The organism is Xanthovirga aplysinae (assembly GCF_009711365.1).
GTDB lineage: Bacteria > Bacteroidota > Bacteroidia > Cytophagales > Cyclobacteriaceae > Xanthovirga > Xanthovirga aplysinae.
In genome coordinates this window covers 1-1,466 of record NZ_SMMB01000408.1, presented here as the reverse complement: position 1 = coordinate 1,466, position 1,466 = coordinate 1, and the positions used below count along the sequence as shown (strand labels likewise).

2 protein-coding genes are annotated in these 1,466 nt (G+C 35.5%); one reads left to right on the top strand and one right to left on the bottom strand.

Going from position 1 to position 1,466, the window contains the following annotated elements; translation table 11 throughout:
- Positions 1 to 236: 236 nt before the first annotated feature.
- A complete protein-coding gene (locus E1171_RS01460) occupies positions 237 to 908 on the top strand; it encodes an ABC transporter ATP-binding protein (protein ID WP_155203369.1) in 672 nt (223 codons plus the stop codon).
- 61 nt (positions 909 to 969) lie between these two features.
- Here the strand turns inward: E1171_RS01460 and E1171_RS01455 are convergent, their stop codons facing one another.
- Positions 970 to 1,419: a peroxiredoxin gene (locus E1171_RS01455; RefSeq protein ID WP_155203367.1), complete on the bottom strand. Its 450-nt coding sequence runs from the start codon at positions 1,417 to 1,419 to the stop codon at positions 970 to 972.
- Between the last annotated feature and the right edge of the window lie 47 nt (positions 1,420 to 1,466).

Below are 1,466 nucleotides of genomic sequence, written 5' to 3'. Positions count from 1 at the left end.
CCTATAAAGTGGTAAGATTTTGCCTCTCCAAGATTTTTCTTCTTTAATATGTTTTGTCTTCAGGATGTCAAATCTCCAAAATTCTGAGTTTCTAATTAAGAATTCAGTACTTTTTTCTTGAGAAGCAGAATGAAGAAGCGCTGAGTGGACAAAAGACGCTTTTTTTAATATACCTTTATTTATTCGGTCATATTTTTCTAAGTTTGGGAGGAAATAATAAAATGGAGTCGAAAAGCATGCTGGAAGCAAAAGGCATTACAAAATCGTACGGTGATCTTCAAGTTTTAAAAGGTATTGATTTACAGATAGGTAAAGGGGAAGTAGTTTCCGTTGTTGGTGCTAGTGGAGCAGGAAAAAGTTCTTTATTACATATTTTGGGAACCCTGGACCGTGCAGATGCTGGAGATTTGATTGTGAACGAGGTAAATGTTCGTCATTTAAGAAATGCTCCACTTGCTCGATTCCGTAACAAACACATAGGGTTTATTTTCCAAAATCATAACCTTCTTCCAGAATTTTCAGCCCTGGAGAATATCTGTATTCCAGCATTTATAGGGCGGCAGGATGTAGAAGGTAGTAGAAGGAAGGCTTTGGAACTGTTAAAGCTTTTAGGATTGGAAGAAAGGGCAGATCATAAACCTTCCCAGCTTTCTGGAGGAGAACAGCAAAGAGTGTCCGTGGCCCGGGCATTGATAAACGACCCCGATATTATTTTTGCTGATGAACCTAGTGGAAACCTCGATTCTAAAAATGCGGATGAGCTTCATCAATTATTTTTTAAATTAAGGGATAAGTTCAATCAAACCTTCGTTATTGTGACGCATAATAAGGAGTTGGCGGCTATGGCTGATAGAAAATTAGAAATAGTGGATGGCCAAATTGTGAAAGAGGAGAGGAAAAGTCTTTAAAAATGAATAATGATCTAGGATGTTTTCGATCATTATTCACCATTCATTATTTAATTATTCCTTAGTTTTTTACTTTTTGGATCATTTCTTGAATATGTTTTTTGGCTCCAAAGAGATCTTCATATACAGCTGAAATTTGATGATTTGCATTTAGCAAATAAGTTATTCTCTTTGTTAGTTTAAGAATGGGAAGTTGGGCTTGATATTTTTTGGCAACCTTTCCCTTAAGATCAGACAATAATTCAAAGGGTAAATTATGGGCCTTTTTAAATTTAAGATGTGAAACCATGTCATCTTTGCTAATTCCATAAATGTCAATGTTTAAGTCCTTAAAAAAATGAAAGGAATCTCTGAACTCACAGGCTTCTTTTGTACATCCGGGGGTGAAATCTTTAGGGTAAAAATAAAGGATGCAAGGTTTTCCCTTTTGGTCAGTACTTAAACTAAAATCTCTTCCCGAAGTGGAAGGTAGGGAGAAATCAGGTGCTAAGGTATTTAATTTTAGGGGCATTGCTACTACAGTAAAAGTTAAAAATCACTTGAACGTAAAGATAAGAA

What these genes read in the sequence shown, in the direction of transcription:
- E1171_RS01460 (WP_155203369.1), top strand. Translation starts at nt 237, where the DNA reads ATGCTGGAAGCAAAAGGCATTACAAAATCGTACGGTGATCTTCAAGTT.
- E1171_RS01455 (WP_155203367.1), bottom strand. Translation starts at nt 1,419, where the DNA reads ATGCCCCTAAAATTAAATACCTTAGCACCTGATTTCTCCCTACCTTCC.